Source organism: Acinetobacter boissieri, assembly GCF_900096955.1.
GTDB classification, from domain to species: domain Bacteria; phylum Pseudomonadota; class Gammaproteobacteria; order Pseudomonadales; family Moraxellaceae; genus Acinetobacter; species Acinetobacter boissieri.
Genome location: NZ_FMYL01000011.1, coordinates 15,779 through 42,058, shown reverse-complemented (window position 1 = coordinate 42,058; position 26,280 = coordinate 15,779). Strand labels below are relative to the sequence as shown.

The following is a 26,280-nucleotide window of genomic DNA, read 5'->3' as shown; positions in this document are numbered from 1 at the left end:
TTTATGCTTTATATTTCACTGAGTTTGCGTTTATGTTTAATATAACTATAAAAGAAAATAATTAAACCGAATGCATATAAAAGACCTGACAGCATGAGTAGCGACAGACCTGCAGCGTAAATGAGCCAAGATGCATACAGTGTGGCTATAGATGCAATAAAGATATGTTTGGTATGTCCTGATTTAAGTGATGTTTTGAGATAAAACGCAGAGACTAAAAAGTAAGGTAATAAAATCATGACAGATGAAATGAGCAGTAGATTATTATAGTTTTTATCAAAAAAGCACACAGCAATTAACGATATTTGAACAACAATAGAGGTCAACCACAGCGAAGCAATAGGTACATTGTTTGTATTGGTCTTTAAAAATATGGCAGGGAAAGCCCCATTTTTTGCAGCAAGAAATGGAATTTCTGTCGCAAATAATGTCCAACTTAAATAAGATGATGCAACAGAAATCATGAGACCAACAGTAATAATAATGGTGCCCGGTAAACCAATCAAATGCGTTAAAATGGTTGCCATAGAAGGGTTATGTAAGCCTGCAATTTCAGTCCTACTGAGTACGCCGTAAGACAGTACAGTGACCATAATATAAAATACCAATGCCACAACGACCCCAAGTACAGTGGCTTTACCAATATCATTACGGTTTTTTGCACGAGAAGACAGTACGACAGCACCTTCAATCCCCGTAAATACCCATAAAGTAATGAGCATTAAATCTTTCACTTGTTGCCATACAGGCACTTGTAGTGAAAGATCAGAAAAGTTGAATTTAAATAAGTCTAATTTAAATGCGATAAAGCTAAAAATAATAAAGACCACCATGGGTACAATTTTAGCAATGGTTGCAATTAAATTCACAATAGCGGCTTCTTTAATGCCTTTGCTGACCAATAAGTGAATGAGCCAAACAAAAATTGACGAACCAATCATGGCATATAAAGTATTTCCTTCACCGAAAATAATATGTTCTTTACTGTCTACAAACATACCCAGTGCAGAAAATGCAATCACGACATAGCCCACAATTCCAATGGTGGTACACAGCCAATACCCCCAAGCTGAACAAAACCCAATCAGCTCACCAAAGCCCTCACGTGCATAGTTATAAATACCACCTTCAAGTGTTGGAAATTGACGAGATAAATACAGCAGTGAAAAAGCTAAAAATAAAATTCCTACCCCCGTGATTGCCCATGCAATGACGAGTGCAGAGCCATTGGCGACTTGAGCCATATTTTGCGGTAGGCTAAATACCCCAGAGCCAACCATTGAGCTAAATACAAGTGCGGTTAGCGCGACTAAACCAATTTTACGAGAAGACATAAGTATTATTCTTTAAGATGGCTAGAAAGTTGTTTTATATGTGCTGGACTAATGCCACAACACCCACCAATGAGGCTCGCTCCTGCATGTTGCCACTGTTTGGCAAAATTTAAATACATGTTTGGATCGAGATCTGCTCGTACGTCATCTAGGCCATCATTTGCCGTTGCAGTTTCATCTTGGGGTGCAAAAGCATTGGCATATGCCCCAATTTGAATGTGTGGCACAAGCTGTTTTATTTCGTGAATGGCTTGTAAAATAACTTCGGGTTGGCAACAATTAAATAAAACGGCATCAATATTCAGTTTTTTTAGAAGTACAGCTGCTTCAGCTAAAGTTTCACCTGAACGTAAGTGACTTTGCGCTAAATTTATATTGTCTTGTAGCGTAAAAGACACCCAATATAGTCGGTGATCTTTCGGAACGAGAGCATGTACCATTTCAACTTCTTGTAAGCATGATTGAGTTTCTGCAAGCCACAGATCAACGTCAGGACTTAAAGTTTCAATGATTGGTAAGGCAATCTCTGATACATGGTTTTGGTCAAATAAATCTGCACGGTAAGAGCCAAATAAAGGCGGAATACAGCCTGCAATGAGCGTATTTTTTTGAGTATCTTGGACGGCAAGTTTTGCTTGCTGTACTGCAGTAGAGATCAGTTGTCTAGCATCTTGCTCAAATCGTTCTTGGCCAATATGAAACGGTACAACAGCGTAGTTATTGGTCGTAATAACTTCTGCACCTGCTTGAATAAAATCGATATGTACTTGTTTTACAATCTCTGGTGCTTCCCATAATGCAAGAGCAGACCATTCAGGTTGGCGAAAAGGTGCGCCACGGCGTTCAAGTTCTCTACCTACACCGCCATCTAAAATTTTCATTTATCCACCTCATTTATTTTTAGTCAGCAGTATACTGAAAACCTTAGTTTTTCGTTAATCAAGTTTTAAATAAACTTATTCAAAAAATATGAAATAAATTCTAGTTATTATTTAGTCGAGTGAATTTTATATGAAGCATAAAAAAGCCAAGTACAATGACTTGGCTTTTAATGAGCGTCTATCAGCTATGCTTTTTCAGCAATCACTTCAGGTTGCTTTTGTTTGAGTAGGGCATATGTAACGCCTGTAAGCAAACTACCTGCACAAATGGCCAGTAAATATAGTCCTGCATGGTTGATTGCATTTGGGATGAGGAGTACAAAGAGACCGCCATGTGGTGCTCTAAGTTCGCAGTGGAAGTATGCGACCAATGCACCTGTAAGCGCACCGCCTAAAATACAGCTTGGTACAACACGTGCAGCATCTTTGGCTGCAAATGAAATTGCACCTTCTGAAATAAAGCATAGGCCGAGTACAAAAGAGGCTTTACCTGCATCACGTTCAGCTTGCTCAAATTTCGCTTTCGCTAAAAAGGTTGCAATTGCCATACCTAGAGGTGGCACCATACCACCTGCCATTGCTGCAGCCATTGGCATAAAAGTATTGGTGGTGAGTAATCCGACTGTAAATGCATAAGCAGCTTTGTTAATTGGGCCACCTAAATCGATACACATCATACCTGCAAGTACCATACCCATGAGTACAGCATTGGTCGTGCCCATACCATTTAAGAAGTTTTTCATCATCTCAAATAAATAGGCGACAGGTGTTCCCACCACATAGACCATCAGTAAGCCTGTTACTAAACTTGCCAATAATGGAATAATTAAAATCGGCTTTAATGATTCAACACTTTGCGGTAGTTTGAGTTTTTTGGCTAAAAATAGTGCAAGGTATCCTGCAATAAAACCTGATGCAATACCTCCTAAGAAGCCTGCACCTAAAGGACCAGATGCAAGTAGGCCACCAATCAAACCTGGTGTTAAACCTGGGCGGTCAGCAATCGAGTAAGCAATATAACCTGAAAGCATAGGCACCATGAGCATCATGGCTGTTTTACCAATCATGGCAAGGTTTGCACCTAAAGTATGATCGGCAGGGGTGAGTCCGAAGACCAAAGAGATGGCTAAAATAAGACCACCTGCAACCACCATAGGCAACATGAAAGAGATACCTGTGAGTAAGTGCTTATATAAGCCGACTTTCTCTTTTTTATCTGCTTGTGCTGTTGTAGATTGTTTAGCAGAATCTAAAATAGTGGCTTCTTTGACTGCATTTTCAAAGGCTTTATCGGTTTGTTTGAGCGCAAAACCTGTTGCACAGCGGTATACACGCTTACCGACAAAACGATCGGTATTGACTTCAATGTCTGTGGCTAAAATGACAATATCTGCTTGAGCAATACTTTCGGCCGTTAAAATATTTTTTGCACCCACAGAACCTTGGGTTTCAATTTGAATATCATAGCCGTGTTTTTTTGCACCTTGTTGCAAGGCTTCAGCAGCCATAAATGTATGTGCAACACCTGTTGGACATGCAGTAATGGCTACAAAGCGGGTTGCAGCTGTTGTTGTGCTAGCCAATTGATCGGCTGTTGTTGCTGTACTTAGTGCATGTGCCAAAATATCTTTGGCATGACTTTGTGCAACATCAAGGCTCACAATAGATACTATTTTGTCCGCAAGCACTTGCGTGTTGTTAGGTTTGTCACCAACAATAATCACTTGTTGTACTGTGTGAATCGCATCATCTTCAAGAGACTGAGCAATTGTAGCCGTATAACCTTGTTGTATTGCAGCTTGTGCCAGCTTACGCGCTAAAATTGATGCATTAACGGGTTTTTCTACACTATTTGGCACAAGTAGAATGTGTTTAGTATCTTCCATGTTATTCACCTAGCTCAAAGAATCAACAGTGATTTGTTGTTTTAGATTGTCAATCGCTGATAAGTCTTCTATTGCAAATCCAATTTGAGTCACTGCATTGCTACCAATTGCAGTGGCTGTTTTGAGTGTTTCTTCAGGTGAGTATTGGCTTAAAAAACCATGAATCATACCCGCGACTAAAGAGTCACCTGCACCAACTGTACTTTTTACTTGTACTCTTGGTGCCTTTGCGTGTAATGGATGTACAGGGTGTACCCAATTTACGCCGTGTTCACCCATAGAAATCACAACATTTTCAATATCAATGTTGTTATCTTGAATCAATTGTTTTTGTTGCGCAAAGGTTTCCGCTGGCTGATGAAACGCTTCAGTTAACTCGTCTGTATTGGGTTTAATGAGCCAAGGATTGGCTTTAATGGCTGCACTGAGTGCAGGGCCACTGGTATCCACTACGACCTTTTTCCCTTTGGTTTTTAGCCACTCAATCAGTTCAACCAATTCAGTGGTACTAAAACCTTGTGGTAAACTGCCTGAAACGACCACAATTTCTACAGGCTCAAGTAAACGCTCAATGGTGGCATGTAGGGCTTTTTTGTCTTCTTCAGTGATTGCAAAGCCTTTACCGTTAATGTCGGTCATGCGGCCAGATTGTTCACCCACTTTAATATTTTGGCGTGTTTCACCATCAATATAAATAAAGTGGTTATCAAAGCCTTCATGTGCGAAATGCTTATCAAAAATTTGACGGTTTTCTTTACCCAAAAAGCCGGTCACAATGGCTCTATGGCCTAAGTCTTTCAGCACTTGGGCAACGTTTAAGCCTTTACCTGCAGCAAGACTTTGAGCAGATTGCTGGCGATTGACATGCCCAACATTTAAAGTGTCAATTTGAATCGTGACATCAATTGCAGGGTTGAGTGTTACGGTTAATACTTTGGCCATAGCTATTCACCTAATTCTCGTACGGCTGTTGCACTGTCACAGAGCAACGCTTTTTGTGCAATCTGTTGGCATTCAGCAAAATTTAACTGACGAATTTGTGCTTTCACCAGTGGAATACTAGTACTTGACATACTTAATTCATCTACACCAAGACCCATAAGTACAGGCACTGCTTTTGGATCTGCAGCCAATTCGCCACAGATACCGACCCATTTACCATGTTTGTGTGCAGCACGTACCGTTTGATCAATCAGTAGTAGTACGCTTGGGTGTAAGCCATCTGCTTCTGCAGATAACACAGGGTGTCCACGGTCAATGGCCATGGTGTACTGTGTTAAGTCATTGGTACCAATACTAAAGAAATCTACTTCTTGCGCCAAAATTGGCGACAATAATGCAGCTGACGGTACTTCAATCATAATTCCCACTTCAAGGTTGTCACATGGGTATTCGGCACGTAGTTCATCTAAAATAACTTTTGCATCTCGCCACTCTTCTACACGCCCAATCATTGGGAACATAATACGCAGTGGACGATTATCTGAAGCTTTTAGTAAAGCAATTAACTGTTTACGTAGTAAGTCAGGCTTACGCAACGTTAAACGGATACCACGTATACCTAAAAATGGGTTTTCTTCTTCAGGAATAGGTACGTATGGGAGTGGTTTATCACCACCAACATCTAGTGTACGTACAACCAATGGACGACCTGCTAAATCATCTAAAATAACGCGATATTCAGCTTCTTGTGTTGCTTCGTCAGGCGCACTGTTGTGTGCCATGAATACCAATTCGGTACGCAGTAGACCAATGGCTTCAGCACCATCTTTTACAGCTTTTTGACCTGCATTGACTTTACCAATATTGGCTGCAATTTCAACTTGATGACCATCTAAGGTCATGGCAGGTTCTTGACAGTGTTTTTCTGCTTCAATGCGAATTTGGCGTTGACGTTCACGTTCAGCAATAGCGTGTTCAATCAGTGATGCTTCAGGGCTAATTACAAAGTCGCCGTTGTCACCATTAATCAGTACAGTTGCATTACTTTCGATGTTGAGTACGCCAGCACCTGCGCCGACAATGGCAGGAATACCAAGCGCACGAGCAACAATAGCACTGTGCGCACTTGCACCGCCTACTGCGGTTAGAATGCCTGCAACACGTTCTTTATCTAAACGTGCGACATCGCTTGGCCCAACGTCATGCATAATTAAAATATACGGTTCTTTGGGTTCAATGATATCAGGTGCATTACACAGTACAGCCAGTACACGTTCACCAATGTCACGTAAGTCGGCTGCACGTTCTGCAAGTAAGTGGTCTTTGAGCGATGCTTGAGCAGTCGCAGCTGCTTCAATATGCTCATGCCATGCAGCAGGTGCAGAGAGATTTTGTTTTAGCTTTTGATGTACGCCTTGAATGAGGTCTGGGTCATCAAGCATGGCCAAATGTGCTGTAAAAATTTGCTTGATGGCTTCAATTTTTGACTCTGCAATAAAGTCTTTAATATTGCTTTGTACTTGTTGAATGGCCTGTTCAAGTTTTTCAGTTTCTGCTTTGATATTTTTGCTTTGACGCTCGTAGTTAAACTGGCGTGGTTTAATCACGTGTGCAGGGCCAAAAGCCAGACCACTCGATGCGGGTATACCCGAGGTTTGATCTTCGGTACTTTCATCAAAACGTAGAACTTCAACTTTTTCTACGGCTTGAACACTATTTTCTTCAATGGGTTCAACGTCTTCACCTAAGCCATTTTTAACGGCTTGAATGACATCGTTTAGACCATTCACTGCATCTGTGTCAGGTTCTGCAATAAATGTCAGTACTTGACCACGTTTACAGCCGAGCGATAACAGTTTGGTTAAGCTTTTTGCCGAAATAAACTGACCGTCATCTACAGATACTTGTATGTCGCCAGTAAACTGTTTAGTCACATTGACCAATTGGGTGGCAGGTCGGGCATGTAAACCGTGTGAGTTAGCTAACGTCACATGTAGTGATGGCCAATCTGGAATAATGTCTGCACCAATAATTTGTGCAATTTCATGACTGTCATTTTCATGAGTCAGTTTTTCGAGTTGTTCAGGATCAAATAAAATGTCCATCAAACGGTTAAACTGAGGCATGTCTAGTTGGTCATTGCTTGCAACACAAAGCAAGGTATTGAGGACTTCACCGTGGTATTCAAGTGCAGTTTCAGGTTTCACAATACTTACAGCAGGGTTAAGTACATGCTGGTTGGCTGTAATGGACCAAGTGCCTTCACCTAAGTGAATCATTTGCTTGGTATCAAGTGCAGTAATAAAGCCTGCTTCAACCGCTTTTTGTTGTTTTAGGCGTTGTGCCGCATGCCAAAATAAGTCATCTATATCTATAGCAGGGACTTGAGTTTCAATCAAGTTTTCGTGGAGCGCTAAAGACAGTGGTTGTGCTTGTAGGAGTTCAATAATTTGTTCTGCTGAAGTCGCATTTTTTACACGATCAGATACATCATTAATGAGTGCTTTTGTAAGTATTTGTAGTACTTGTAAGTGTTCGTCAGATTTTGCAGCGATAACAACCGCAAGGTATATTTTATTTTCTCCATCCCAAACGACCCCTTCAGGGAAGTGAGCGAGGCGGACACCTGTTTGTAAAATATATTGTCTGGACTGTGGCGTGCCATGTGGAATTGCGATGCCTTGACCTAGGTAGGTTGCACTTTGTTGTTCCCGTGCTTTTAAACCATCTAAGTATTCAGGGGTAACGAGTTGGTCTTCAACTAAAATGTTGACTAGACACTGTAACGCCTGAGCTTTATCAACAGCATGCTGATTCATTCTAACATGTTGTATATCTAGCGCTAACATAAAAAATCCTTGAAAAACATCATAAATCGAGTTAAGGCGCTGCCTTTCCGGGAAAAATTAAAAGGCAAATTCTACTACGCTTTGTCTGTAAAAGCAGTTCTTTTGATCACAAGACATGGCGACAAATTTATCTTTGAAAGTTTACTTGAATTTACTTTCAATAGGTTGAGAATTTTTTCATTTTTAAAAACCCTATATAAATCATAAGTATGTGTTTTTAATACTTTATCGGTTATTAGATTCATCATACAATAAGTCCTTTTATTGTGCTAAAAAAAGAAAGTGAAATCATGACACCTGCATGTAAGCTGTTAAAACAAAAAAATATTGCCTATACGTTACATGAGTATATCCATGATGCAAATTCGACCAATAGCTATGGTTTAGAAGCCGTGGAAAAACTTGCATTGCCAGCACACGAGGTGTTTAAAACCCTATTGGTGAGTGATGGTAAAAACTATTATGTGGCTATTTTACCCGTAAGTCATCAACTGAATTTAAAAAAAATTGCGGCAGCATTGGGTTGTAAAAAACTTGTCCTTGCTGAGGCTAAAGACGCTGAACGTTTAACGGGTTTTGTGGTGGGTGGAATCAGCCCACTTGGACAAAAAAAGCATTTAAAAACAATTATAGATTTGACTGCACAGTCTCTTGAAAAAGTATATGTCAGTGGTGGTCGTAGAGGGTTAGATATTGGCTTAAGTCCAAATGATTTATCTGTATTACTTGCTGCACGTTTTATAGATATTATTGATGAAAAAAAGGTTTAAATATTTGTTATTTAAGTTGTGACTGCTAATGTTGAATTTAAAGAGAGAAATAGGCCAATACTTCATACATTTGAGTAAAGTCACTTGAATAATTCATTTGATTTAGCTTAGATAAAAAACGTCACAAAGATTGTTACGTTCGTTTGAATTTTGATGTGAGCAAGCATGGATTGAACAATGTCACTGTATTTAATTAGATGTCTTATGATTTGATCATGTTTTTTCGATATTCAGAGATATGAAGTTTATTAAAATGGCCAGTAATAAAATATAAAGCAAAAATAGAACGAAAGGTCTTACATATGAATCAGGCCCATGAAAAAACGCCCTCAAAACTCACATTGTTAGCAATTTTAAGTGCATTAATGGCATTTACATCGCTATCTATAGACATCTATTTACCTGCTATGCCCGCCATGCAGAGCGACTTACAAGGCCATGTTGAACTTACAATCACCAGTTTTTTGATTGGATTTTCAATTGCACAATTAATTTGGGGCCCTATAAGTGACCGTATTGGCCGAAAAAAACCACTCTTTATTGGTATGGTTTTGTTTGTTATTGGTTCAGTCGGCTGTGCACTTTCACAAACGATTGATCAAATTATATTTTGGCGTGTTTTTCAGGCATTAGGGGCATGTACTGCACCCATGCTTGCAAGAGCGATGGTCAGAGATTTGTATCAGCGAATAGAAGCTGCACAGATGCTTTCAACACTCATGTTAATTATGGCTGTTGCTCCTATCTTAGGGCCACTGATTGGTGGGCAAATTCTGAAACTGAGTTCTTGGCATGTGATCTTTTGGTTGTTGGCCGTCATTGGTATGATTATGTTTGTGTGTATCTTTAGGTTGCCTGAAACACATAACCCAAAAATACAACAACAAGATCAACCGATTAAACATGCTTTTCTAAATTATGGGGCGCTATTAAAAAACTGGCAATTTATGCGTTACGTTTTAGCATTAACTGCCTTTTATGTTGCAGCATATACGTTTATTGTGGGTTCACCCTTAGTTTATATTTCTTATTATCATATTGACTCACAACATTATGGCTGGCTGTTTGGGTTAAATATTATGGGTGTCATGATGATCAGTTTAATCAACAAAAAACTGGTACGCCGTATAGCACTGTATAAGTTACTTAAATGGGCAACTACGGTGTCTATGTGTGCCATGCTGACTTTGGTCTATTTGTTTTATACGCAGCATTTGAATCTAGTACATTTAGTGATTTTCTTACTCATATTTTTTTCAATGAATGGCATTGTTGCGGCAACATCTGTTGCGGCTGCATTAGACATTGTTCCCCAAATGGCAGGATCAGCTTCAGCACTGATTGGTTCAATGCAGTATGGTAGTGGCATTATTTCTTCATTGTTACTGACCTTTGGAAAGACCAACTCTCCAGAAGCAATGATTATGATTATGGCAATCTTTGCAGCCTTGAGTGCAATCGTTTCATGGGTGCCACACCGTGAACCCAAATAAGTATTGAATGGGGTAGTTGTAAATATATAATTGATGTAACGTTTTAAAACCAATTGCATGTCTAAATTAAAGAGATGCAACTGGTTGTATGAATGACATGGTTTTATGCTACAAAAGTTAAATTAATTTAGAAAATAACCAATATAAGGTTGCAGATAGTAGCATTGCACAAGGCAAGGTCAGTACCCAAGCTAAAATAATACTTTTAATGGTGTTCCATTGTAGCCCTGATTTATTTGCCGTCATGGTACCTGCTACAGCACTGTTTAAGACATGTGTCGTACTCACAGGTAGACCAAATTTGTCAGCAGCAAGAATTGTTCCCATGGCCACAAATTCAGCCGACATTCCTTGGCTGTAAGTAAGATGTGTTTTACCAATACGCTCACCGACAGTGACAACAATTCGTTTCCAACCGACCATCGTGCCTAGCCCTAATGCGAGCGCAACAGCTACTTTGACCCAAGTGGGAATGTATTGCGTCGCTTGATCTAAATCTTTTTGATATTCGCCAATAGTTGCCTTATCTACACTCGTAAGTTGAGGTGGCATTTGATTGGTTTTCTCTAATGTTTTTAATGCTGTACTGCTTAAGTACATATCATTACGTAAGTTGATTGTGGCACTTTCTGGAATATTGGCCATGGTTTTATAGTCAGCAACCAATTTTCCTAAATTATTTGAAAGTGTAGCAACAGCAACGATTGTTTCTGGGGTGATTTGCTTGTCTTGAATATATTGCGTTAGATTTTGGCGTGCGGTGACTGTATCCATGTGTGATGGGTTGGCTGCTAAAATGTGAGCTGATTTTTCAGACAGTGCAGCAAAGGCTTGGACTTCATTGCTGTCCATGGTTTTGTTAAGAGAATAGGCCAGCGGTACAATACCAATTAAAATAAGCATAATCAGGCCCATACCTTTTTGCCCATCATTTGAGCCATGTGCAAAACTTACGCCAGTACAGGTACAAATGAGTAATAAGCGTGTAAGAAATGATGGCGGCTTATTACTTTCGGGTGCATTAAAAAGTTCTGTTTTTTTATTTTTTAAAGTGATTTTTAAGAGTAAGAAAGCAATTGCTGCAAGACCAAAGCCAATCAAAGGGGAAAATAGTAATGCTTTAACCACTTTCATGACTTGAGTAACATCTATACCACTCAAACCACTACTAAAGCCTGAGTGAAGTATTTGATTCATGAGGCCAACCCCTAAAATTGAACCAATCATGGTATGAGAACTCGATGCTGGCAAACCCAGTAGCCATGTACTTAAATTCCAAATGATTGCGGCAATAAGTAGTGCAAAAACCATGGCAAAACCGGCACTGCTACTCACATGTAAAATAAGTTCAACGGGTAATAGGGCAATAATTCCGTAAGCAACAGCACCACTGGCACTGAGTACACCTAGAAAATTAAAAAAACCAGACCAAATCACAGCCACAGGTGCGGGCATAGCATTGGTATAGATGACCGTTGCAACGGCGTTGGCTGTATCATGAAAACCATTGACAAACTCAAAACCCAAAGCGGTAATGAGTGCTAATCCAAGCATAAAAAATGAAAATGAGCTTAAAGCAGGTACACTTGATAAATCTCCCATTAAATGTAAGGCAATATATGCGCAAGCGATAACAATCACTGTAGTAAATGCATATTTAAACCATTTGGGTGATGTTTGATGTACATTGCTATTTGATGGTGTGTTGGGTACTACACGATGCGGTACAGAGGCAGAGTCTTGCATTAAACATACTCATTTTTATGGGGCATCATTAGTGTGAAATTAGATTGTGACAGTTTGATTGCAGGGTGATTTTTATATTTAATCGCAATCTGATTAGGTATAGATTTTAACCATTGTTAAAATTGTGATTATTAAGCTTAAAATAATATTGCTTTGATTTAAATGCTAAAGAGTCAAAGACAGATCCTTTGTTGACGAGATATGACTTAGTGATTGTGATCGGTACAGTGATCTAGAAATGAGAGATGTTTTGCCTAAATTATACGTATTACAGGGGTGAGCACCGGTACAGATATTGTACTTTAAAGCATAGTTGAGGGTATTGGGGTGATGTAATGTGTCCTTTCGAGATAAACGAAATGCATTTTTTTATGTGTGTTACATGCACATAAAAAAAGCCTAAACCCTTTAGATTTAAGCTTTTTAATACGGCATGGTTTTTATAAGAATAAAATATGGCGGTGAGAGAGGGATTCGAACCCTCGATACGCGCAAACGTATACACACTTTCCAGGCGTGCTCCTTAAGCCACTCGGACACCTCACCAATGAGGGGCGATCATACCCAAAAAAATGTAGGCTGCCAAGATAAAACGCATGCAGTTACAGTAAAAAGCATTATATAGTGATAAAATCTCGTTTAAGTGCAGAGTAAACGTAGTTTTTTTATGCAAAATTCAAATTATAAACCATCTAAATATGCGATCACACTGGCTGCCTTAGGCGTAGTGTTCGGTGATATTGGAACAAGTCCATTATATGCAATAAAACAATGCTTTATCGAGGCTCATATCGCTTTAAGTGAAGCGACCATTATGGGTATTTTGTCATTGGTGTTTTGGTCAATGATGCTCACAATTAGTATAAAATATGTCACTTTTATTATGCGGGCAGACAACAATGGCGAAGGCGGTATTATGTCGCTATTGGCGCTAAATTTACGCCCTAACCAAATGAATCGACATAAGAAAATACTACTTATTGTGATCGGTTTTATTGGTGCATCTTTATTTTTTGGTGATGGTATTATCACGCCAGCGATTTCAGTACTGTCTGCTGTTGAAGGCTTAAGTATTGCAACCCCTGCATTTAATAAATGGCTTATGCCAATTGCACTGGGTATTTTAACAGCATTATTTTTGGTACAGCGACATGGTACGGCAACCATGGGTAAGTTCTTTGGCCCGATTACCCTTACATGGTTTATTTCTATTGGTGTGTTAGGCGTTGTGAGTATTATCAAAACGCCGTTTGTTTTAGAGCTCATCAATCCATACTGGGCAATTCACTTTATTTTACAAGAACCAGGTGTGGCTTTTTTAGCCATGGGTGCTGTAGTGCTTACCCTTACAGGTGGTGAAGCACTCTATGCAGATATGGGGCATTTTGGTCGTAGTCCCATTCGTTTGGCGTGGTTTGTGGTGGTTTGTCCTTGCTTAATGATTAACTATGCAGGGCAGGGTGCTTTATTACTGCGTGATCCAACTGCTATTTCAAACCCGTTTTATATGCTTGTACCAGATTGGGGTTTATACCCCATGATTGCATTGGCAACAGCCGCTGCTGTTATTGCATCACAGGCTGTGATTACGGGTGTGTTTTCCATGGCAAATCAAGCCATACAATTACGTTACTTGCCACGCTTGACTGTGCACCACACCTCAGATATAGAACAAGGTCAAATTTACCTACCGTTTATTAACTGGGTTTTGTATATTTCAGTCGTTATTTTAATTTTACTCTTTCATAACAGTGCGAATTTGGCCAGTGCCTACGGTGTGGCTGTAACAATGACTATGCTGTGTAGTACCATTTTAGTCACAGCGTATGCTCGGACTGGTTGGAAATGGCCTATATGGAAATTGGCATTATTTACTGTACCATTTTTATTGATGGATATCGTTTTTGTCTCATCAACATCATTAAAAATTCTAGCGGGTGGTTGGGTGCCTTTAGCGATTGGTATTGTGGTATTTACAGTGCTGATTACATGGAAAAATGGTCGTGAAATTGTTATTCAACGCTTAGAAAAAGATGCACTACCGCTTGAGCTATTTATTAAAAGCGTAAGCATGAGTGATGACACCAAGTATGTGCCCGGTGAGGCAGTTTTTCTAACCGGTACGCCAAATATTGTACCGCATGCCATGCTCCACAATATTAAGCATAATAAAGTACTTCACGAACGCAATATTATGATTACTGTGGTCACGCAAGATGTACCTTTTGTGTCCGATCAAGACCGTATGTATATTGAAAAATTAGATGAACGTTTTTATCGTATCTTTTTATATTATGGTTTTAAAGACCAGCCTAATGTGCCAGAAGCACTAGAAAAAGCATATCATGAGCTTGGTTTTGAATTTGACATGATGCATGTTAGTTTCTTTATTTCACGAGACAGACTGATACATACAGTCGGTCAAGGCATGGCGCCGTGGCGAGAAAAATTATTTATTTCTATGTATCGTAATACAAGCCCTGTGAGTGACTTCTACCAAATACCGACCAATCGTGTGGTGGAAATGGGTAGCCAAATCGAAATTTAAATAAAAAAACCGAGCGCACAGCGCTCGGTTTTTTTACCGCTTACACATTTTATTGTGAGCGTACAGCTGCATTATCTGTATTAGCAGATGGTGCATTGGTATTAATTGGATCAGGCGAAATCAGTTGATACTCCCCACTTTGTAACAACTTAGCCAAAGAACCTGGCTGATCATTAACCGTCGTAGATACTGTAACCTTTGACAGACTTTCTAGTGTTTGTCCAGGCTGTACAGCAGGTTCTGCAAATGCAGAATGAAGCGATGAGAAACCGACCAATAGGCCAGTGGCGAAAAAAATATGACGCATTGTTCGACTCCAGAGCTTTGAAATCATGATATAGCAACAGTTAGACTTCTATTTTACACCCTTCAAAAGATGCTTTATACAAAAGTACGTGTATCTTTACAGACTATTGTAAGCAAATAAAAGGTGATGCTCGTAAACTGTCCAATCTATAAACAATTAACGCATCACTAATATACTTTATAAAGTGAGATTGTTAATCTCGTCTTAAATTATTTTGTTTGAAAAAAATATGAAGTCTGAGACTGCTTTAAATTGCTTTAAAACCTATGTTATGAGTAAAAAAGCAACAATTTCTAGTGGTATTTACTTGAGTATAGTACTTGGTGTATTACTGCCACATACTGCAATTGCAGGTACAACAGATAGTCTTTGGTCGAAAACATCGTGTACCAGCCAGTTTTATAACCACGCACCACCTTATTTAGTCAAAGACAGCTTAAAGAAAAATACAACACCGATTTGTTTTCATGGTTTTAATGTGATGTATTCTGGGGTGTCTAAAACGCCTTTTTGGAGTGCAGAATATTTAACCCCTGAACGTTTGAGTCAAAAGATTAAGCGCCAAGATAGCTTTCATGAAGAAGATCGGGTCAGTTCAATATATAGATCGACTTTAAGAGATTATAAAGGTTCGGGTTACGATCGAGGGCATATGTCACCTAATGGTGATATGCCAGATGAACTGTCTCAATATGATAGTTTTTCATTGGCCAATATGGTGCCACAAGCTCCTAAAAATAATCAAGAAATATGGCGTATGCTTGAAGAAGCGACCAGAGGAATGGTCACAAAACAAAAGCAAGATGTATATGTGGTAACAGGGCCTATTTTTGCTGGACAAAAAATTCAAACCATCGGTAATGGTGTTTTTGTACCATCTGTCGTGTTTAAAGCAGTCTATTATCCAAAAACAGGGGTGATTGGTGCATATTACGCACCAAATAATAATTCTTTGCAGGTGAATGTGGTGAGTGTTTGCCAAATTGAAGCACTTACAGGTATAAATATTTTTCCAACATTAAGTGAAGCCACGAAAAGAAAAGTTTACGATTTACCAGAATCAACTGCAGATGTAAAAGCCAATCGAACACCTGCATATTTATCTACAGATACAAAAAGTAATTGTGCACAAGAAGTAACTCCTGAAGAATTAACCGCATTGAAGAAACAATTTACTGCACCTAATCGTCCATCAGGAGAGGGTGACGTTGTATCAAAAGACGCCACACACAGTAGCTTAGTTCTATTCTTAAAAAGAATATTGATGGATTTACTTGAGTTTTTTGTGAAGATGATGGCTAAATCATAATCAATACATCGCACACAATAACATAGAGGATAACAACATGTTTAAACCCTTTGAAACAGATGAGTCATCTGCAATATATGACTTAACCTTGGAAAATGGCGAAGATCGGGTCAATATTTATGGCAACTTGCAAGTCAGTAAAGATCAAGATGGATTAAAAACAGCAAAAGCACTTCAATCCTTTGTGAATAGTTTGGTCACTGCTTTAGAAGAAACAAAAGACTTACCCGAAAAAGTTAAGATTCAAGATAAGCAAGAGGTTGAAAATCCATTCTTGTAGTCTTTAGTGTTTAATGATCTTTTGCAGTGTGAAAATACTAAAAAACAATATTGCCATGGTCAGTACAATACTTAAGCCCGTGGCAATATTGAGCAGTGCACTTGACCATAGCCCAATAGATAAAGCGACTTGACCCAATATAAATGCAAACAATACCATTTGCTTAGGTGAGTGCGCCAAAAGTCGTGCAGTTAATGCAGGAATAACGAGCAGCGCACCCATGAGCAATGAACCTACTGCACGTAGAGCTAAGACAGTAAACATTGCTAACAACAACATAAAGACCAGACGTTGTAACTTTGCGTTTACACCTTCACTGATTGCAATATCTGTATCTATGGCAATTTGAACTTGAGGTCTCCAAAAAATATATAAAATGCTGATAGCAACGACAATCACAGCAGAAAATAATGGCAAATCAGACCAGTTAATGGTGAGTAAATCACCAAATAAATAGCTTTGTAGTTCTGGTCTTAATAGGGGGAGCTGTTGAATTAAAAGAAGCCCACTACATAGCAGTGTTGCAGAGCATAAAGCCAAGAGGGCGTCATTAGGCAAACGGCGGTCGTGTAAAAACCATAAAATGGCGACCAGTAATAATGCTAAAAAAGACACACCTAGCCATAAAGGCAGTGCGAGTAGTCCTGCAATTGCAACTCCAAGTAGAGTACCATGTGCCATCGTGTCTGCAAAAAAAGACATACGACGCCACAGCATTAAACACCCCAATGGGGCTGTTAAGAAGATAAGTAAGCTGCCCATCACCCATGCAGGGAGTAGTAATTGTAACCATTCCATCACGATTTATACGTCCGCTTCAGGGTGAATATGAGGAGTAGACTCATGCTGACATGTAGTTGGCGTATCGCCGTGAGCACAGTGGTCATGATGATGCTGATAAAACGTGCGTTGTGTACCAAAAATAGCCAAATATTCAGGATGTTGTTGTACATTTTCAGGTGAGCCACTACAGCAAATATGTTTATTTAAACAAATCACTCTGTGCGTACCTTGCATAACCCACTGTAAGTCATGTGAAACCATAATCACAGCACAACCGTAGCGTTCAGGTAGTGTACGAACATATGCATACAGCTCTGCTTCAGACTGAATATCAAGCCCTTGCATGGGTTCATCAAGAACTAACACTTGAGGTTGTCTAAGCAATGCCCTTGCCAAGAGTACACGTTGGCGTTCACCACCAGATAACAGTTGCACTTTAGCGTCAAGTAGTTTGTAAATACCTGTTTCTTCAATAATTTGCTGTTTGATTTTTTTACTACATTGTTCTAAGTCGAGTAAATCTTTGACGCGTAGAGGTAAACTTAACGAGGGGTGAAATTTTTGTGGCACATAAGACAGCTTTAAGCCACTCGATTTTTGAATACGACCTTGGCTGGGTTTTACAATCCCAAGTAATACTTTAATTAAAGTGGATTTCCCCGCACCATTTGGGCCAATGAGAGTCACAATTTCATTTTTATGTAGTGTGAAGTCTATACCTGTCAAAATACGACGTTCATCAAGTTGAACATGAATATTATCGAGTGAAATCAGTTCAGGGGTTAAGCTTGGTTGCACTGGTTACATGTTCCTGAAATTTCAATCGTGGTATGGTGAATCTTAAATTGATCTGAATCTGCTAACGTATAGAGTTGGTTCAGTGCAGAGTCAGCGGAAGCTTCTTTGACTGCTTTACAGTTTGAGCAAATTAAAAACGCAGCTTGATGACCTTCTCTAGGATGGCAACATGGAATAAACGCATTAATTGAACTGAGTCTATGAATGAGACCCATATCGAGCAAAAAGTCTAGACTACGATAAACAGTGGGTGGGGCTGCTGGTTTATCGGAGGTGTTTTTAATTTGTGCGAGAATATCGTAGGCGCCAATTGGGCCTTGGGCCTGTAAAATTAAAGACAATACTTCTTTTCTAAGAGGCGTAAGGCGAGCATGATGACTGCTACATAGGCTTTCAGCTTCAAGTAGTCGTGTATTGAGATCTGCATGATCATGTACGCCATGCACTGTATTATCATGTGAATGAGTACATGATGCCATATAATTTACCTGACTTAAAAAATAAGATATTTTGAGTGTGTATTTTCAAGCCTATATTAGCATATTTCTGATATATGTTACAGTATAACGTAAAATGTTATATTATAACGATCAAGAGAGCATGTTTGGCAGAAATGAGATAGCACATGGCACGTTTAGTTGCAGTATTGATGTTGGTTTTTTACAGTCACAGTCTATGGGCGAAAGGGCTAGTCGTTTCCATCCACCCACTGTATTTGATTGCCCAAGAGGTCACGAAAGGTATTGAGCAACCAGAATTATTATTAGGCAACCAATCTGGGCATGACATACAACTAACACCAGAGAACCGTAAAAGTATACAAGATGCAGAACTTATTATTTGGTTGGGTAAAGCACATGAAGCACCTTTGAATAAACTGTTGGCCGATAACTCTAAAGCATTTTCTTTACTGTCATCTGGTGTGCTAAATACATTGCCTTTAAGAGATGTTCAAGGGAATGATATTGCACAGTCAGTTGATACTCACGTATGGCTTGAGCCAAATAATGCAGTCAGAATAGCATTTTTTATTGCAGCAACGCGCTCAAAGCAACACCCTGAATATAAAGCACAATATTGGGCGAATGCTCGTGCATTTTCGCAAAAATTCCTATTGGCTACACGTCAATTTGGCCAACATAAAGCACCACTTAAATATTGGTCTTATCATGATGCGTACCAATATATTGAGCGGCCATTAAATATTAAAATTGCAGGTACACTCACCAGTGACCCGCATGTACCACCGACAGTTTCGCAAATTAAATACCTAAATGACACTAGACCCTATCCAAGCATGTGTTTACTTGCAGAAGGGCAGGCGAACCGCAGTCAATATCAGAAGTTGCAACCCATCCAATTTCAACCTGTTGATGAAAGTTTAAAAGGGGAAAATGATTTTATTAAAGCATGGACAGATCTTGCGCAAAAAATTCATCAATGCGTACAAACATCCATCAAATCTTAAAAAACAGGCTTAACTTAAGCTTAAATTAAAAAAAAAACTGTTTTTACCAAAAAGGTGACGCTAACTGTCGGAAAAGATTGCATGTTGAGGGGGGGGCCTCTATAATGCCTGCGACTAAAAACGATCATGAGTTAAACTTTTGAACATTCATGTTAGGTGTCAGCCAAAATGGCTCAAGTAAAGCGCATGATTGATCTACGCTTTGCCAAAGCTCAGGTCTGTTTACAAGCATTAATGATTCCAGTTTCAGCCTTTATTGCATGGCTTTTGAAAGATGGGACAGCGGCAAAAAGTATTGCACTTGGTGCATTGGTTTGTTGGCTCGCATGTAGCTATTTTTCATGGCAGTCTTTTCGTACTGCAGGAGCACGTGCCTCAAGGCAAGTGCTTTTAAATATGTATAAAGGAATGATGGGTAAGTTTGCGATTGTTATGATTGGATTTGCTTTAATTTTAAACAATGTTAAACCGTTGTCACCAGTTGCATTGTTTTGTGGTTTTATACTTGTTCAGATGATGTCATGGGTTGCACCTTTTTTGGTGTCTAGACGAACACGATAAACAAGTATAAGCACATAAAATTGAATATTATTGGAGAGACACGAGATACATTTGCAGTACGCAGTATTCGTTTCTCTTTTTCGTAATTGACATTGACCAGGTGTGATTTATGGCTGCTGAAGAACATGCCCTGACTTCGACCGAGTATATTAAGCATCACTTAACCAATATGACCTATGGCAAAACGCCAGATGGGACATGGAAATTGGCTGAGAATGCACAAGAAGCTCAAGAGATGGGGTTTTCTGCTATTCACTTGGACTCAATGGGTTGGTCAATTGGCCTTGGCGTTATTTTCTGCTTTATTTTTTGGTTGGTTGCAAGAGCTGCAAATGCTGGCGTACCTACAAAATTGCAAGCTGCAGTAGAAATGATCGTTGAGTTCGTTGATTCTAACGTTCGAGATACCTTTCATGGTAAATCTCGCCTGATCGCCCCACTTGCACTGACCATTTTCGTGTGGATTTTCCTCATGAACTTAATGGATTTGATCCCTGTTGACTTTATTCCATATCTAGCGCAGGCCATCGGTGCAAATGTATTTGATATGGACCCGCACCATGTTTACTTTAAAGTTGTTCCAACGACAGATATCAACGTAACTTTAGGTATGTCGTTGTCTGTATTTGCACTGACAATTTTTTATGGTTTACGTGAAAAAGGCGTGGGTGGTTTTGTTGGCGAGTTTGCACTCAACCCATTTAACCCAAGTAATTTGTTTTTTAAAGTATTGCTTATTCCGGTAAACTTAGTTTTAGAATTGGCAACTTTCCTAGCACGACCAGTTTCATTGGCGCTACGACTATTTGGTAACATGTATGCAGGTGAGTTAATCTTCATTCTGATCGCATTACTACCATGGTGGGCACAATGGGCGCTGTCTGTGCCTTGGGCAATCTTCCACATTCTTGTAATTACGCTGCAAGCTTTTGTATTTATGATGCTTACAATCGTTTACTTGAGTATGGCAAGCGAAAAACATTAATGGTATTGCCTAACTGTATTAATAGAGTTAGGCGTAATTTATATTTTAATTTGGTATAACCTAACCTCTGAGGGTTTTTTCATGGAATTAGTAGTTGGATTATCTGCGATTGCAGTCGCTCTTTTAATTGCACTTGCAGCACTAGGTACTGGTATTGGCTTTGCATTGTTAGGCGGTCGTTTTTTAGAAGCTGTTTCACGTCAACCTGAACTTGCACCACAACTTCAAACACGTATGTTTATTGTTGCAGGTCTTCTTGATGCGATCCCAATGATCAGCGTTGGTATTGGTCTATTCATTCTTTTTGCTAATCCGTTTGTTGGCTTAGTAGGTTAATTCGTATATTCCAAAATTATGTGATTGAGGAATTGCAATGAATATCAACTACACATTATTTGGTCAAGCAATTGCATTTTTAGTTTTCGTCATATTTTGCATGAAGTTTGTTTGGCCACCGCTAATCAATGCGATTAGTGAACGTCAACGTCGAATCGCTGATGGCTTAAATGCTGCAGAAAAAGCAAAAGCAGATCTTGCTGATGCTCAAGCTCAAGTGAAAAATGAACTTGATGCGGCAAAAGTTCAAGCAGCACAATTGATTGAACAGGCAAATCGTCGTGCCAGTCAACTCGTTGAAGAAGCACGTACACAGGCAACAGCTGAAGGTGAACGTATTCGTCAACAGGCTCAAGATACTGCTGATCAAGAAATCAATGCTGCTCGCGAAGAATTACGTCAACAAGTTGCTGCTTTGGCAGTAGATGGTGCAGAAAAAATTCTTAACCAAAATGTTGATGCAGAAGCTCACAATGCCATGCTGACTCAGCTGGCTGCGAAACTCTAAGAGAGGCGAGATATGGCTGAACTCTTGACGTTGGCACGCCCGTACGCTAAAGCAGCTTTTTCTTATGCTGCTGAGCAAGGTGTAACTGACAATTGGTCAAATGCATTACAAATGCTCAGTGCTGCGGTGCAAGACGAAGCATTTTCCGCTTATTTGAACCGTCCTGAGATTACTCCGGAAGGGCAATTAAAGCTTTTTACGCACGTTTTAGGTGAAGCACAATCAGAGTCACTATCAAAATTCATTTTACTTTTGGCTGAAAATGACCGTTTGTCATTACTTCCACAAGTATTAAGTGAATATGAAGAGCTCAAATCACGACTTAACAAAATTGTTGATATCACCATTGAATCAGCATTTCCGTTAACAGCAGTACAAGAACAGTTACTGACTAAAGCGTTAGAAACACGCTTTAACAGTGGTGTTAAAGTCTCTGTAAGCGTTAATCCTGCACTTATTGCAGGTGTTGTGATTCGTGCAGGCGATCAAGTGATAGATGACTCTGCGTTGAGTAAGCTTGAGAAAATGCGGACTCGTCTTCTTGCCTAAAGCAAAAGACTGAACTAATAAAAGATTGAGGAATAGCGCAATGCAACAACTGAATCCATCCGAGATCAGTGCGCTCATTAAACAGCGTATCAGCGATCTGGACACTAGCGCAACTGCGAAAACTGAAGGTACCATTGTTATGGTATCTGATGGTATCGTGCGTATTCACGGCCTTGCTGATGCAATGTACGGTGAGATGATCGAATTTGACGGCGGCTTATTTGGTATGGCACTGAACCTAGAACAGGATTCAGTGGGTGCCGTTGTCTTAGGCAACTACCTTAGCCTTCAAGAAGGTCAAAAGGCACGTTGTACAGGTCGTGTATTAGAAGTTCCGGTAGGTCCTGAACTTCTAGGCCGCGTTGTCGATGCTTTGGGTAACCCAATTGATGGGAAAGGCCCAATTGATGCAAAATTAACAGATGCTGTTGAAAAAGTAGCACCTGGTGTAATTTGGCGTCAAAGCGTAGACGAGCCAGTACAAACTGGCTATAAATCAGTAGATACAATGATTCCTGTAGGTCGTGGTCAACGTGAGTTGATTATTGGTGACCGTCAAACAGGTAAGACAGCAATGGCAATCGATGCCATTATTGCTCAAAAAGAATCTGGTATTAAATGCGTATATGTTGCTGTTGGTCAAAAACAGTCAACAATCGCAAACGTTGTACGTAAGTTAGAAGAAACGGGTGCAATGGCATATACAACTGTTGTTGCTGCTGCCGCTGCTGATCCTGCTGCTATGCAGTATCTTGCTCCGTATGCTGGCTGTACAATGGGTGAATACTTCCGTGACCGCGGTGAAGATGCGTTAATTATTTATGATGATTTGTCTAAGCAAGCCGTTGCTTACCGTCAAATCTCATTACTATTACGTCGTCCACCAGGTCGTGAAGCGTATCCTGGTGATGTTTTCTATCTTCACTCGCGTCTGTTAGAGCGTGCATCTCGTGTATCTGCAGACTATGTCGAGCAATTCACTAAAGGTGAAGTGAAAGGTCAAACAGGTTCATTGACTGCACTACCAATTATTGAAACACAAGCAGGTGACGTATCTGCATTTGTACCAACAAACGTGATTTCAATTACCGATGGTCAGATCTTCCTAGAAACATCATTATTTAATGCGGGTATTCGTCCTGCAGTAAATGCGGGTATTTCTGTATCACGTGTTGGTGGTGCCGCACAAACGAAAATCATTAAGAAACTTTCTGGTGGTATTCGTACAGCATTAGCGCAGTACCGTGAACTTGCAGCATTTGCTCAGTTTGCTTCTGATCTTGATGAAGCAACACGTAAGCAGTTAGAGCACGGTCAACGTGTAACTGAATTAATGAAGCAAAAGCAGTATGCACCATATTCAATTGCTGACCAAGCAGTCTCAATCTATGCTTCAAACGAAGGCTATATGTCTGATGTTGAAGTGAAAAAGATTGTAGATTTTGATACAGCATTGATTGCATATTTCCGCTCAGAACGTGCTGATTTAATGAAAGACATCGATGCTACTGGTAAATATGACAAAGACATCGAAGCTCAAATTAAAGCAGGTATTGAGAACTTCAAAGCGACTCAAACTTACTAAGTTTTCACGGATCAATGTTCGAAAGTGGTAAAAAACTTTCGAACAGTAGGTTAAGCATATGGCAAATTTAAAAGAAATTCGCGCCAAAGTAGCCAGCATTAAAAACACGCAGAAAATTACGCGTGCAATGCAAATGGTCGCTGCTTCAAAAATGCGTCGTGCGCAAGAGCGTATGGCGGTAGGGCGCCCTTATGCCGAAAATATGCACCGTGTTATTGCTCATTTAGTTCAAGCGAATCCTGAATACAAACACCGTTACATGGTAGATCGTCCTGTAAAGCGCGTTGGTTATATCATCGTGTCTTCAGATCGTGGTCTAGCAGGTGGTTTAAACATTAACTTGTTTAAAAAAGTTGTTCAGCACGTTAAGCAACAAAAAGAGCAGTCAATTGAAGTTCAATTTGCTTTAATTGGTCAAAAAGCGGTGTCGTTTTTTAAAAGCTACGGCGGCAAAGTGCTTGGTGCAAATACTCAAATTGGTGATGCACCAACGCTCAATCAGCTTTCTGGTTCAGTACAAATCATGCTTGATGCTTTCGACAAAGGCGAGTTAGATCGTATCTATCTTGTGTCGAATGGTTTTGTCAATGCGATGACACAAAAGCCAAAAGTTGAGCAGCTTGTTCCTTTAGCACAAGCAGATGAAGGCGAAGACCTAGACCGTAACTATGGTTGGGACTATATCTATGAACCAAATGCAGAAGAACTGCTGAATGGTTTATTGGTTCGCTATATTGAGTCAATGGTTTACCAAGGTGTGATTGAAAATATCGCATGTGAGCAGTCTGCACGTATGGTTGCGATGAAAGCAGCAACAGATAATGCAGGTCAGCTAATCAAAGACTTACAACTCGTTTATAACAAGCTGCGTCAAGCCGCGATTACTCAGGAAATTTCTGAAATCGTTGGTGGTGCCGCTGCCGTTTAATAATATTGAAATTTGAATTGAGGAGACAGCAATGAGTAGCGGTCATATCATTCAGATCATCGGCGCGGTTATCGACGTCGAGTTTGAACGAAACAGTGTTCCTAAAATCTATGATGCGCTTCATGTTGATGGTACTGAAACTACTTTAGAAGTTCAGCAGCAACTTGGTGATGGCATCGTACGTACAATTGCAATGGGATCAACAGAAGGCCTTAAACGTGGTCTACCTGTAACCAATACTAAGGGCCCAATTTCTGTACCAGTAGGTGACGGAACTTTAGGTCGTATTATGGACGTTCTAGGCCGTCCTATCGATGAAGCGGGCCCAGTTGAGGCATCGTCTCATCTACCAATTCACCGTCCTGCACCATCATATGCAGAACAAGCTGCATCAACTGATTTACTAGAAACTGGTATTAAAATCATTGACTTACTTTGCCCATTTGCAAAAGGTGGTAAAGTTGGTCTGTTTGGTGGTGCCGGTGTTGGTAAAACTGTAAACATGATGGAGTTAATCAACAACATCGCTAAAGCACATGCAGGCTTGTCTGTTTTTGCTGGTGTTGGTGAGCGTACACGTGAAGGTAATGACTTTTATCACGAGATGAAAGATTCTAACGTCCTTGACAAAGTAGCGATGGTTTATGGCCAAATGAATGAGCCACCAGGTAACCGTTTACGTGTTGCTTTGACTGGTTTGACCATGGCTGAATATTTCCGTGATCAAAAAGATGAAAACGGTAAAGGTCGTGACGTATTGTTATTTGTAGATAACATTTACCGTTACACGCTTGCGGGTACTGAAGTATCTGCATTACTTGGTCGTATGCCATCTGCAGTAGGTTATCAACCAACACTTGCAGAAGAAATGGGTGTACTACAAGAGCGTATTACATCGACTAAGTCTGGTTCGATTACATCGATTCAAGCAGTATATGTACCTGCCGATGACTTAACAGATCCATCGCCTGCAACAACATTTGCTCACTTAGATGCAACAGTTGTATTGAGTCGTGATATTGCGTCTCAGGGTATTTATCCTGCGATTGATCCACTGGACTCGACATCTCGTCAATTAGATCCATTGGTTGTTGGTCAAGAGCACTATAGCATTGCACGTGAAGTACAAAACATCTTGCAACGTTACAAAGAGCTAAAAGACATTATCGCAATTTTGGGTATGGATGAATTGGCTGAAGAAGATAAATTGGTTGTTTACCGTGCACGTAAAATCCAACGTTTCTTCTCTCAACCATTCCACGTTGCAGAAGTGTTTACGGGTGCTCCTGGTAAACTAGTATCGCTTAAAGAAACGATTCGTGGCTTTAAAGGTCTTCTCGCTGGTGAATACGATCATATTCCAGAACAAGCGTTCTATATGGTTGGTGGCATTGACGAAGTGATTGCTAAGGCTGAGAAACTCTAATTTAAGGA

23 protein-coding genes, 1 tRNA gene and 1 pseudogene are annotated in these 26,280 nt (G+C 39.9%); 14 read left to right on the top strand and 11 right to left on the bottom strand.

The features are described 5' to 3' along the window. Window positions 1-8 precede the first annotated feature (8 nt). The 5 genes from BLS38_RS11060 to ptsP all read right to left on the bottom strand — a co-directional run bounded on the left by BLS38_RS11060 (window position 9) and on the right by ptsP (window position 7,892). A complete protein-coding gene (locus BLS38_RS11060; RefSeq protein ID WP_092749581.1) occupies window positions 9-1,334 on the bottom strand; it encodes a basic amino acid/polyamine antiporter in 1,326 nt (441 codons plus the stop codon). 5 nt (window positions 1,335-1,339) lie between these two features. Next, window positions 1,340-2,215, bottom strand: coding sequence for a homocysteine S-methyltransferase family protein (locus BLS38_RS11055; protein WP_092749579.1), 876 nt, complete (start codon window positions 2,213-2,215; stop codon window positions 1,340-1,342). Between the two features lie 185 nt (window positions 2,216-2,400). Beyond that, entirely contained in the window at window positions 2,401-4,101 is a 1,701-nt protein-coding gene (locus tag BLS38_RS11050; RefSeq protein WP_092749577.1) for a fructose-specific PTS transporter subunit EIIC, read from the bottom strand. A gap of 9 nt (window positions 4,102-4,110) precedes the next feature. Then, window positions 4,111-5,043: a 1-phosphofructokinase gene (pfkB, locus tag BLS38_RS11045; protein ID WP_092749575.1), complete on the bottom strand. Its 933-nt coding sequence runs from the start codon at window positions 5,041-5,043 to the stop codon at window positions 4,111-4,113. A gap of 2 nt (window positions 5,044-5,045) precedes the next feature. Continuing rightward, window positions 5,046-7,892 carry a phosphoenolpyruvate--protein phosphotransferase gene (gene ptsP, locus BLS38_RS11040; protein WP_092749573.1) on the bottom strand — a complete coding sequence of 949 codons (2,847 nt, stop codon included), beginning with the start codon at window positions 7,890-7,892 and terminating at the stop codon, window positions 5,046-5,048. Between the two features lie 290 nt (window positions 7,893-8,182). Here ptsP and ybaK point away from each other — a divergent pair, with 290 nt between their 5' ends. Next, window positions 8,183-8,662: a Cys-tRNA(Pro) deacylase gene (ybaK, locus tag BLS38_RS11035; protein WP_092749571.1), complete on the top strand. Its 480-nt coding sequence runs from the start codon at window positions 8,183-8,185 to the stop codon at window positions 8,660-8,662. Window positions 8,663-8,964: 302 nt separating this feature from the next. Beyond that, window positions 8,965-10,155, top strand: coding sequence for a multidrug effflux MFS transporter (locus BLS38_RS11030; RefSeq protein WP_092749569.1), 1,191 nt, complete (start codon window positions 8,965-8,967; stop codon window positions 10,153-10,155). 117 nt (window positions 10,156-10,272) lie between these two features. Here the strand turns inward: BLS38_RS11030 and BLS38_RS11025 are convergent, their stop codons facing one another. After that, on the bottom strand, window positions 10,273-11,901 hold the full coding sequence (locus tag BLS38_RS11025; RefSeq protein WP_092749567.1) for an inorganic phosphate transporter: 1,629 nt from the start codon (window positions 11,899-11,901) through the stop codon (window positions 10,273-10,275). A gap of 456 nt (window positions 11,902-12,357) precedes the next feature. Then, window positions 12,358-12,447 (bottom strand) — tRNA-Ser (locus tag BLS38_RS11020). Between the two features lie 121 nt (window positions 12,448-12,568). On the opposite strand from BLS38_RS11020, the gene BLS38_RS11015 reads away from it, so the two are divergent. Next, window positions 12,569-14,449 (top strand): potassium transporter Kup, encoded by a 1,881-nt coding sequence (locus BLS38_RS11015; protein WP_092749565.1) that lies wholly within the window; start codon window positions 12,569-12,571, stop codon window positions 14,447-14,449. A gap of 88 nt (window positions 14,450-14,537) precedes the next feature. Here the strand turns inward: BLS38_RS11015 and BLS38_RS11010 are convergent. Further along, window positions 14,538-14,756: pseudogene (locus BLS38_RS11010) on the bottom strand (hypothetical protein); the annotation flags it as partial. Window positions 14,757-14,985: 229 nt separating this feature from the next. Between BLS38_RS11010 and BLS38_RS11005 the strand changes: the two are divergent. Both BLS38_RS11005 and BLS38_RS11000 read left to right on the top strand, forming a co-directional pair. Continuing rightward, window positions 14,986-16,065, top strand: coding sequence for a DNA/RNA non-specific endonuclease (locus BLS38_RS11005; RefSeq protein WP_171258578.1), 1,080 nt, complete (start codon window positions 14,986-14,988; stop codon window positions 16,063-16,065). Between the two features lie 37 nt (window positions 16,066-16,102). Continuing rightward, a complete protein-coding gene (locus BLS38_RS11000) occupies window positions 16,103-16,345 on the top strand; it encodes a hypothetical protein (RefSeq protein ID WP_092749561.1) in 243 nt (80 codons plus the stop codon). 3 nt (window positions 16,346-16,348) lie between these two features. On the opposite strand, the gene znuB is transcribed toward BLS38_RS11000, so the two are convergent. The 3 genes from znuB to BLS38_RS10985 are packed head-to-tail and all read right to left on the bottom strand — an operon-like array spanning window position 16,349 to window position 18,405. Beyond that, window positions 16,349-17,146: a zinc ABC transporter permease subunit ZnuB gene (gene znuB, locus BLS38_RS10995; RefSeq protein WP_092749559.1), complete on the bottom strand. Its 798-nt coding sequence runs from the start codon at window positions 17,144-17,146 to the stop codon at window positions 16,349-16,351. A gap of 3 nt (window positions 17,147-17,149) precedes the next feature. Further along, window positions 17,150-17,926: a zinc ABC transporter ATP-binding protein ZnuC gene (znuC, locus tag BLS38_RS10990; protein ID WP_092749557.1), complete on the bottom strand. Its 777-nt coding sequence runs from the start codon at window positions 17,924-17,926 to the stop codon at window positions 17,150-17,152. Further along, the gene (locus BLS38_RS10985; protein ID WP_092749555.1) at window positions 17,911-18,405 is read right to left on the bottom strand and encodes a transcriptional repressor; all 495 of its coding nucleotides are present in this window, start codon (window positions 18,403-18,405) and stop codon (window positions 17,911-17,913) included. The genes znuC and BLS38_RS10985 overlap by 16 nt, the downstream gene beginning before the upstream one ends. Window positions 18,406-18,551: 146 nt before the next feature. Here BLS38_RS10985 and BLS38_RS10980 point away from each other — a divergent pair, with 146 nt between their 5' ends. The 9 genes from BLS38_RS10980 to atpD all read left to right on the top strand — a co-directional run bounded on the left by BLS38_RS10980 (window position 18,552) and on the right by atpD (window position 26,272). Next, the gene (locus BLS38_RS10980; RefSeq protein ID WP_092749553.1) at window positions 18,552-19,394 is read left to right on the top strand and encodes a metal ABC transporter solute-binding protein, Zn/Mn family; all 843 of its coding nucleotides are present in this window, start codon (window positions 18,552-18,554) and stop codon (window positions 19,392-19,394) included. 168 nt (window positions 19,395-19,562) lie between these two features. Then, entirely contained in the window at window positions 19,563-19,955 is a 393-nt protein-coding gene (locus BLS38_RS10975; protein ID WP_092749551.1) for an ATP synthase subunit I, read from the top strand. 109 nt (window positions 19,956-20,064) lie between these two features. Beyond that, entirely contained in the window at window positions 20,065-20,940 is an 876-nt protein-coding gene (gene atpB / locus BLS38_RS10970; RefSeq protein WP_092749549.1) for a F0F1 ATP synthase subunit A, read from the top strand. Window positions 20,941-21,021: 81 nt separating this feature from the next. Beyond that, window positions 21,022-21,276, top strand: a complete 255-nt coding sequence (gene atpE / locus BLS38_RS10965; protein WP_092749547.1) for a F0F1 ATP synthase subunit C — start codon at window positions 21,022-21,024, stop codon at window positions 21,274-21,276. Window positions 21,277-21,313: 37 nt separating this feature from the next. Next, window positions 21,314-21,784 carry a F0F1 ATP synthase subunit B gene (locus tag BLS38_RS10960; protein ID WP_092749545.1) on the top strand — a complete coding sequence of 157 codons (471 nt, stop codon included), beginning with the start codon at window positions 21,314-21,316 and terminating at the stop codon, window positions 21,782-21,784. Between the two features lie 12 nt (window positions 21,785-21,796). Continuing rightward, window positions 21,797-22,333, top strand: coding sequence for a F0F1 ATP synthase subunit delta (locus BLS38_RS10955; protein ID WP_092749543.1), 537 nt, complete (start codon window positions 21,797-21,799; stop codon window positions 22,331-22,333). 40 nt (window positions 22,334-22,373) lie between these two features. Next, window positions 22,374-23,918 carry a F0F1 ATP synthase subunit alpha gene (gene atpA, locus BLS38_RS10950; protein ID WP_092749541.1) on the top strand — a complete coding sequence of 515 codons (1,545 nt, stop codon included), beginning with the start codon at window positions 22,374-22,376 and terminating at the stop codon, window positions 23,916-23,918. A 58-nt stretch (window positions 23,919-23,976) separates the two neighbouring features. Further along, on the top strand, window positions 23,977-24,846 hold the full coding sequence (atpG, locus tag BLS38_RS10945) for a F0F1 ATP synthase subunit gamma (RefSeq protein ID WP_092749539.1): 870 nt from the start codon (window positions 23,977-23,979) through the stop codon (window positions 24,844-24,846). Between the two features lie 31 nt (window positions 24,847-24,877). Next, window positions 24,878-26,272 carry a F0F1 ATP synthase subunit beta gene (gene atpD / locus BLS38_RS10940; RefSeq protein WP_092749537.1) on the top strand — a complete coding sequence of 465 codons (1,395 nt, stop codon included), beginning with the start codon at window positions 24,878-24,880 and terminating at the stop codon, window positions 26,270-26,272. The last annotated feature ends 8 nt before the right edge of the window (window positions 26,273-26,280 follow it).

Coding starts and splice junctions, on each gene's coding strand:
- BLS38_RS11060 (WP_092749581.1), bottom strand. CDS start 1,334: ATGTCTTCTCGTAAAATTGGTTTAGTCGCGCTAACCGCACTTGTATTT.
- BLS38_RS11055 (WP_092749579.1), bottom strand. CDS start 2,215: ATGAAAATTTTAGATGGCGGTGTAGGTAGAGAACTTGAACGCCGTGGC.
- BLS38_RS11050 (WP_092749577.1), bottom strand. CDS start 4,101: ATGGAAGATACTAAACACATTCTACTTGTGCCAAATAGTGTAGAAAAA.
- pfkB (WP_092749575.1), bottom strand. CDS start 5,043: ATGGCCAAAGTATTAACCGTAACACTCAACCCTGCAATTGATGTCACG.
- ptsP (WP_092749573.1), bottom strand. CDS start 7,892: ATGTTAGCGCTAGATATACAACATGTTAGAATGAATCAGCATGCTGTT.
- ybaK (WP_092749571.1), top strand. CDS start 8,183: ATGACACCTGCATGTAAGCTGTTAAAACAAAAAAATATTGCCTATACG.
- BLS38_RS11030 (WP_092749569.1), top strand. CDS start 8,965: ATGAATCAGGCCCATGAAAAAACGCCCTCAAAACTCACATTGTTAGCA.
- BLS38_RS11025 (WP_092749567.1), bottom strand. CDS start 11,901: ATGCAAGACTCTGCCTCTGTACCGCATCGTGTAGTACCCAACACACCA.
- BLS38_RS11015 (WP_092749565.1), top strand. CDS start 12,569: ATGCAAAATTCAAATTATAAACCATCTAAATATGCGATCACACTGGCT.
- BLS38_RS11005 (WP_171258578.1), top strand. CDS start 14,986: ATGAAGTCTGAGACTGCTTTAAATTGCTTTAAAACCTATGTTATGAGT.
- BLS38_RS11000 (WP_092749561.1), top strand. CDS start 16,103: ATGTTTAAACCCTTTGAAACAGATGAGTCATCTGCAATATATGACTTA.
- BLS38_RS10985 (WP_092749555.1), bottom strand. CDS start 18,405: ATGGCATCATGTACTCATTCACATGATAATACAGTGCATGGCGTACAT.
- BLS38_RS10980 (WP_092749553.1), top strand. CDS start 18,552: ATGGCACGTTTAGTTGCAGTATTGATGTTGGTTTTTTACAGTCACAGT.
- BLS38_RS10975 (WP_092749551.1), top strand. CDS start 19,563: ATGGCTCAAGTAAAGCGCATGATTGATCTACGCTTTGCCAAAGCTCAG.
- atpB (WP_092749549.1), top strand. CDS start 20,065: ATGGCTGCTGAAGAACATGCCCTGACTTCGACCGAGTATATTAAGCAT.
- atpE (WP_092749547.1), top strand. CDS start 21,022: ATGGAATTAGTAGTTGGATTATCTGCGATTGCAGTCGCTCTTTTAATT.
- BLS38_RS10960 (WP_092749545.1), top strand. CDS start 21,314: ATGAATATCAACTACACATTATTTGGTCAAGCAATTGCATTTTTAGTT.
- BLS38_RS10955 (WP_092749543.1), top strand. CDS start 21,797: ATGGCTGAACTCTTGACGTTGGCACGCCCGTACGCTAAAGCAGCTTTT.
- atpA (WP_092749541.1), top strand. CDS start 22,374: ATGCAACAACTGAATCCATCCGAGATCAGTGCGCTCATTAAACAGCGT.
- atpG (WP_092749539.1), top strand. CDS start 23,977: ATGGCAAATTTAAAAGAAATTCGCGCCAAAGTAGCCAGCATTAAAAAC.
- atpD (WP_092749537.1), top strand. CDS start 24,878: ATGAGTAGCGGTCATATCATTCAGATCATCGGCGCGGTTATCGACGTC.